Source organism: Micromonospora sp. NPDC004336 (assembly GCF_053602615.1).
On sequence record NZ_JBSGDY010000237.1, the window covers coordinates 1 to 7,346 of the forward strand.

Consider the following 7,346-nt stretch of genomic DNA (forward strand, 5'->3'; position numbering starts at 1 on the left):
GACCCGCCGCATCACCCGCGGCCAACCCGCACGCCGCCAAGCCCGCCGCACCTTCACCCGGACCTGATCAACCCGATCTCAAACACGCTCTTAGAAGGCTCTGGTGGCGCCACGAGAGACACGCCTCGTCAATGCGCCGAGCTATTGCGGGACTCGATCAATCGCTTGTAATGGCCGAAGTAAGCAGCACTATAATCCCCGTCCGAGTATCAACGAATCAACTATTCAGCCACAAACTGATCGTGTTTGCCACCGATTCATACTCCGATCAAGCGATCCTCTCGTCGTCGCTGCATTGGATGTGGACCGTCAAACACAGCGCCACCATGCGAATCGATCCGAGCTATTCTCCATCTGTTGCTTTCGCCACATTCCCCCGCCCCCCACATTCTGCACAATTAGAAGCATTGGGCAGGAGGCTCGAAGAAGTTAGAGCACGAATCATGCTCGATCGCCGAATCGGAATTACGAAACTCTACAACCTCATCAATGACATCAGGATCGACAGTTCAGACGACCCGGCCATCGCCGCAATCCGACAGATCCATGTTGACCTGGACGGGGCGGTGATGGCGGCATACGGGTGGTCGGATGTGCCGCTGGACCATGGCTTCCATACTTACCGTCAAATGACGCGGTGGACGGTGAGCCCGGCGGCACGGGTGGAGATCCTGGACCGGTTGCTCGCGGAGAATCTGCGCCGCGCGGCGGCGCAGCAGCCAAAGGCAGCGAAGAAGGCGGCTGCCCGCCAGCGAAAGCCGGTGGTCCACGAGGGCCAGGAGACACTGCTGTGACTGACTCGGCACCGGGTTTCCGGCTCGCGCGAGAGCCGGATGGCACCTCGTACACGGTTCGGGAGAACCTGGTCGACGTCCTAGAGCGTGAGCTGCTCGGGCCATCGGGTGGTCCGGATGAGCTGTTGACGGTGAGCCCACGTCAGCTGTACCTGGTGGGGCATATCGCGCCGGTGAAGCTGACCGAGCCCGATGCTAATTCGGCCGGCTCTGAGGACGGGTATGGCCTGGTAGGCATCCGATCTGATGCGGCGGGTTTTCACGCCCAGCGTGGGATCCCGGCCGAGTCTGCCGACGGCACCGACGTCGAGGGCGAGGAGGATGACGCCGACGACAAGGCTCCACGGCAGGGGCTGATGATTCCGTCGTCGATGGGGTTGCGGTTCCAGGTGCCGAACGATCTGGCCGAGTTCACGGTCACCGCGTCGTGGGGTACCTACGAGAGCGTGAAGACCGGTGAGGTCGACAAGCGGGGCCGGGCGCTGCGGCGGTATCGACGCACGCCGGTCGGGATCGTCGAGAAGATCGCGGTGGCCGAGCTGACGCCGGGGCGGACGTACACGCGGGTGCTGACCGGGCAGATCTGTCTGCGGATCGACGCCTACGACGATGCGCGTTTCGGTCGGCGGTTGATCGAGATCGCGCTGGTCAATGATCGGGAGACGCCGCCGACGATCCCGGTGCACGAGTGGCTGTTCCAAACGAAGCTGCACGTCGAGGCGGACGGTGGGGCGGTGTTCCTGCCGGTGCGTGACGTCATGGAGCAGGAGTGGCCGGAGCACGACGACGAGATGCGCCGGTTGCACTTGCAATACCGCAACCGGCTGGAGTTCGCAGTTGGGCGGACCTGCTCGGTGGACTGGCGGGCGAAGCCGGGGGCGCGGCGGGCGACAGCGGTGTGGACGACGTGGCTGCCAGTCGCGGAGACACCGCAGACGCAGGCGCGGTCGGTAACGGGCGCGATGCTGGGCATGGACGCTCTCACCAAGGCCAGCCCTGAGCAGGTTCGTGAGGGGCTCGCTCCGCTGGTGGACGGGTACCGAAAGTGGCTCAACGGTGAGGCCGCGAAGGCGGCGCAGCTTCCCGATCATCTGCGAGAGCTGGCCGAGGAGGTCGTGGAGGAGGCGCGTGCGGCGCAGCGGCGGCTGGCGGATGGGCTGGCGCACGTGGTGGCCGATCCGGAGGCGTTCGCGTGCTTCCGGTTCATGAACGAGGTCATGCGGGACCAGCGGGTCCACTCTCGGATTGGTGCATTGCGTAGCTCCGACCCGAGCCTGTCGTTCGATGACGCACGCGGTCAGGTCGGGGCCGACGAGCGGGAGAAGCCGTCGTCGTGGCGGCCGTTCCAATTGGCGTTCATCCTCATGCAGCTGCCGGCGTTGACCGATCCCACCGCGGCGGCGCGCAGTGGTGAGCTGTCGCGGGTGGAGTTGTTGTTCTTCCCGACCGGTGGTGGCAAGACCGAGGCGTACCTGGGTCTGGCGGCGTATACGTTCGCGATTCGGCGTCGGCAGCAGGTGGTGGCGTCGTCGGACGGCCCGTTGGACGGGCGTGACGGGGTGGCCGTGTTGATGCGGTACACGTTGCGGCTGCTCACCGCGCAGCAGTTCCAGCGGGCCACCACGCTGGTGTGCGCGGCGGAGCTGGTTCGCCGTCGGGACGAGGCGACCTGGGGTAGCAAACCGTTTCGGATCGGGTTGTGGGTCGGCACCGACGTGAGCCCGAAGCGGTGGGACGAGGCAAACACCCAGCTAACGAAGGCCAGCATGTACGGCGGACACCGGTTGACGGTGTTGCAGGTGCAGCGGTGTCCGTGGTGCGGCAGCCCGATCGGTGCCGCGAACGTGAAACCCATCCAGACCGACCGGCGGGTGCTGGTCTTCTGCGGCGATGATATGGGGCGGTGCCCGTTCGCCAAGGGCGGCCAGGTGGATGAGGGCCTGCCGATGCTGACGGTGGACGAGGAGATCTACCGGATGCCGCCGGCGTTCGTGATCGCGACGGTCGACAAGTTCGCCCGGCTGGCGCGCGAGGGTGAAGCGGCATCGCTGTTCGGCTACGTCGGGCGGCACTGCGGCCGGCACGACTACGTACACCCGGACTACGCCGGTTGCAGCGTCACCACCGGTCACAAGGCCGAGGCCGGCCTGCCCGCCGCGACCGTACGCCCGGTGGGACGACTCCGGCCGCCGGATCTGATCATCCAGGACGAGCTACACCTGATCACCGGGGCGCTGGGCACCGCCGTGGGGCTTTTCGAGGTGGCCGTGGAAACCCTCGCGTCGTGGGAGACCGCAGACGGCAAACCAGTCCGGCCGATGATCGTGGCCTCGACGGCCACCGTGCGCCGCGCTGACGAGCAGGTGCGAGGGCTGTACGGGCGCGGCGTGCAGATCTTCCCGCCGCAGGTGTTGGACGTGGCGGACACGTACTTCTCGCAGGAACTGCCGATCGGGCCGACCACCCCGGGCAGGCGCTACATCGGGGTGAGCGCGCAGGGCGTGCGGCTGTCGAGCGCGGAAATCCGGGTCGCCGAGGTGCTGCTGCTCGCCGGGCAGTTGCTGTTCGACCGCGGTGGGTCCGCCGCCGATCCCTACATGACGTTAGTGGGCTACTTCAACGCGACCCGCGAACTGGCCGGCATGGCCCGCTACATGGCCGACGACGTGCAGAACCGGGTCCGGCAACCCCGCCCCGGCTCGGGTTTCCCACGGCGGCTCGGCTCGTACGGGCGGCTGGTCACCGGTGAGCTGACCTCCCGGATCGCCTCAGTCGACATCGGCCGCACCCTGGACAACCTGGCCCTGGAGTTCGACCCCGGCTACGCCACGACCGCGGCGATGCGACAGCGGCTCGAACAGCATGAGGCCGGCGGGCGGCTGGAGCGGCCGAAGGCCGACCCGTTCGACGTGGTGCTGGCCACCTCGATGCTGCAGGTCGGGGTCGACGTGCAGCGGCTCGGGTTGATGCTGGTGGTGGGGCAGCCGAAGAACACCGCCGAGTACATCCAGGCGTCCTCGCGGGTGGGCCGCGACGTCGGCCGCCCGGGTGAGGACTGCGGCCGCCCCGGGCTAGTCGTGGCGCTCGGGAACTGGGCGCGGCCCCGCGACCTGGCCCACTACGAGCAGTTCCGGCACTACCACGAGACGTTCTATGCGCAGGTCGAGGCGCTGTCGGTCACCCCGTTCTCGCCGACGGCTCTGGACCGGGGCATCGACGGAGTGCTGGTGAGCGCGGCGCGGGTGCTACAGGCGCACCGCGACGACGGGCTGTCGCCGGAGCGGGCCGCGTGGCGGGTCCGTGACGAGCAGGACGCGCTCGCCGCCCTGGTCGATCGACTCGGCGCCCGAATCCGGTCGGCGGCTCAGCTGGACGACCTGATGGCACAGGCGCACCAGCGGCTGATCAACCGGCTGGACCAGTGGAACGCTCGGGGAAAGTACGCCGGGAAGCTCAGCAAGACCCTGGTGTACGAGCGCACCGGTGACAACGACAGCCACCTGCCGTTGCTGATCAGCCCGGAGAACGCGAAGGCCCACCAGGGTCAGCCGGACCGCGCGCCGTTCGTCGTCGCGCACTCGATGCGGGAGGTCCAGCCGGAGATCAACCTGCTGGTCAGCCCCGTGCCCGAGCGGCTGTTCGTCGTCGAACCCGACGACGCGCCAGCGTGGGAGCTGTCCGAAGGAGACGACGAGTGACGGACGACGACGCAGAGCAGATGATCTTCGAGTCGGCGCAGCCGCTGGACCCGCTCGCCGACAGCGAGCAGTCGAACGTCAAGAACCGGGCCAAGGTCGGCTCGGCCCGCCCGTCGTCACTGCTCTACACCTACGGTGTCGGCTCGATCATGGACCTGCCGCAGTTCTCGATCATGCCGGCTGGCCTCGACGACTGGGAGCCGATCTGGCGGCGGCGGTCCACCGTGCCGACAATCGAGGAACCACGGCTGCTCAAGGTGGTCCAGCTTCACCTCGGGTCCCGCGTGCAGCAACTGCGACCGTTCCCATGGCAGCCGAAAGCCCGCGCAATGTCACAGGAGGGCTCCGACCTCGGCATCCCGGCCCGGGTGTTCCCGCAGTGGCTGCGCTGCACCGGCTGCGACTACCTCGGGCCCCTGTCCCGGTTCAGCTACACCAACACCCACCCGTTCCGGCCCGACCTGGCGACCTTCGAACACACCAGCTGTCCCGGACGTACGTTCGCGGGGGCGGCGAAGGGAAAGGTCAAGGCTCCCGTGAAGGGAAAGGCTAGGCGCAGCCCGGCAGTGCCCGCCCGTTACCTACTCGCCTGCGCCGACGGTCACCTCGACGAGTTCCCGTACGCGCTGTGGGTGCACCGTGGCAGAAGCTGTCCCGCCGCCCCGCACCCGGACCTGAAGCTGCGCGACAGCAACATCGGTCAGGGAGCCGGCGCGGTCATCGCCTGCGAGCGTTGCCAACAGCGGCGCGGCATGGGCGAGGCGCAGGGCGAGGCCGGCAAGCGGAAGCTGCCCGCCTGCCGGGGCCGGCATCCGCATTTGAACGCCTTCGACCCGAAGTGTGGGCTGGACACCTCGCTCATGATGATGGGCGCGTCCAACCTTTGGTTCGCCTCGACCCAGTCGATCATCGTCATGCCCCGCACCGAGGAGCAAAAGCAGACTGCGCTCGCCACGAAGCTCCGCACGCACCTGACCCCGGAGGAACTGGCCGACTACGCCACCCTGCCGAAGGTGCTTCGCTCACTTCTCGTCGCGCACAAGTGTGACATCGACGGGGTCACCGACGAGCAGCTGACCGCAGCCGCAGCCGAGGCACTCGCCCCACCACCGTCGGAGGAGGAGCGCCGGGAGAGGCTACTCGATTGGGACCCGGTCGAGCTGCTTGTGCCGGAGTGGGACTACCTGCAGAAGCCGAGCCTGTTCGCGCAACAGCAGGACTCCAGCGGGCTGATGGTCACCGAGATGCCCACCGCCGCCGACCTCCCGAAGCAGGTGCACCGGGTCATCGCCGTGAACCGGATGAAGAAGGTCAACGCGGTGATCGGCTTCACCCGCATCGACGAGATGGACCGGGTCAACGACCTCGCGAGCCGGCTCGTCAAGCTCACCCGCGACGGCCGACCCACCTGGGTGCCGGCCACCGAGGACCGCGGCGAGGGCATTTTCCTTCAACTGGACGAGACCGCCGTCGCAGCCTGGGAAGCGCAGATCCTGCCCACCGCGCTGTGGCGGGCGCACCGCGAAGCCCACCGACACAACTTCTCCCGACGCTTCTCGGCCACCGCCGCCCAGATCAACCCCGACACCCGGTTCCCCGCACCCCGCTACTGGCTGATCCACACCCTCGCACACACCCTCATCCGCCAGATGGCGATGTCCTGCGGCTACGGCGCCGCCAGCCTCAGCGAACGCCTCTACGCCTGGCCCGCCACCCCCGACCGCCCCGCCGCCGCCGGACTACTCATCTGCACCACCGCCTCCGACAGCGAGGGAACCCTCGGCGGCCTCGTCGCCCTCAGCCAACCGGAACGACTCCACGGACTCCTGCTCGACGCGCTCCGCAGAGCAGCCCGCTGCTCATCCGACCCCGTCTGCGGCCAACGCACCCCACGGCACGGCGAGGACTTCCTGCACGGCGCAGCCTGCCACTGCTGTAGCTTCGCCTCGGAAACCTCCTGCGAACGCGCCAACCGGTTCCTCGACCGACGGTTCCTGCTGACCCTGCCCAGCATCGACGACGAACGGGTTCCCGGCTTCTTCGGCACCATCGATGTCTACTGACCCCCACACCGATCTCGGCGCCTTCCTGACCGCGTACGAGGCACAACGACTCGCCACCGTGCTACAAGCCGGCGGCACCACCGGCCAAGCACTGAAAGAGGTGCACGCCGCCCGCCGCAGCGAGGTGAAACGCCTGCTGACCGCAGCCAAAATTGGTGCGGAACACCGGGACGACTCGATCGCCGTGCTCCGCGCCATCGCCGGTGCACGAGCGGTCCGAACCGACATCTCCCCCGTCTGGACCATGCCCGGCGTCGAGGCCACCACCGGCCGCCTCACCAGCGAAGCCCAACGCATCATCGACGACGCACGCATGTCGATCGTCTGCTCCAGCTTCAACTTCACCCCGCACTCAAGCATGTGGACAGCCCTGAGGATCGCCGCAACACGTCCCGGCTTGAGCGTCACGGTGTACCTCGACGCCCACGCCGGCTCCCCGGCAACCGTCGCAGCCCACCTGGCGCAGGCCGCCGTATTCCGCACGCTGACCCTGCCCGGAGGCCACCAGCCGCTGGTCAACCACGCCAAGTTCATCGTCGTCGACCGCGCAATAACCCTTCTAACCAGCGCAAACTTCTCCTACAGCGCCGAGAACACCAACGTAGAGCTAGGACTACTGGTGCACGACACCAACCTTGCCGCATCGATAGAGACCCTCATGCGCAGCAAACACGGCATCCTCTACGAAAAAGTCAGCTAAGAGCGTGTTTGAGATCGGGTTGATCAGGTCCGGGTGAAGGTGCGGCGGGCTTGGCGGCGTGCGGGTTGGCCGCGGGTGATGCGGCGGGTCA

General features: G+C 67.5%; 4 protein-coding genes. All 4 read left to right on the forward strand.

Translation table 11 applies throughout. The features are described from left to right. Positions 1-794: type IIL restriction-modification enzyme MmeI (locus ACWENR_RS28530; RefSeq protein WP_452280044.1), on the forward strand; the 794-nt coding region annotated here is incomplete at its 5' end. Further along, a complete protein-coding gene (drmA, locus tag ACWENR_RS28535; RefSeq protein WP_452280045.1) occupies positions 791-4,492 on the forward strand; it encodes a DISARM system helicase DrmA in 3,702 nt (1,233 codons plus the stop codon). The genes ACWENR_RS28530 and drmA, both read left to right, overlap by 4 nt. Then, positions 4,489-6,555: a DrmB family protein gene (gene drmB, locus ACWENR_RS28540; RefSeq protein ID WP_452280046.1), complete on the forward strand. Its 2,067-nt coding sequence runs from the start codon at positions 4,489-4,491 to the stop codon at positions 6,553-6,555. Before drmA ends, drmB begins: the two co-directional genes overlap by 4 nt. Further along, positions 6,545-7,255: a DISARM system phospholipase D-like protein DrmC gene (drmC, locus tag ACWENR_RS28545; protein ID WP_452280047.1), complete on the forward strand. Its 711-nt coding sequence runs from the start codon at positions 6,545-6,547 to the stop codon at positions 7,253-7,255. The genes drmB and drmC overlap by 11 nt, the downstream gene beginning before the upstream one ends. Positions 7,256-7,346 lie beyond the last annotated feature (91 nt).

What these genes read in the sequence shown, in the direction of transcription:
- drmC (WP_452280047.1), top strand. Translation starts at nt 6,545, where the DNA reads ATGTCTACTGACCCCCACACCGATCTCGGCGCCTTCCTGACCGCGTAC.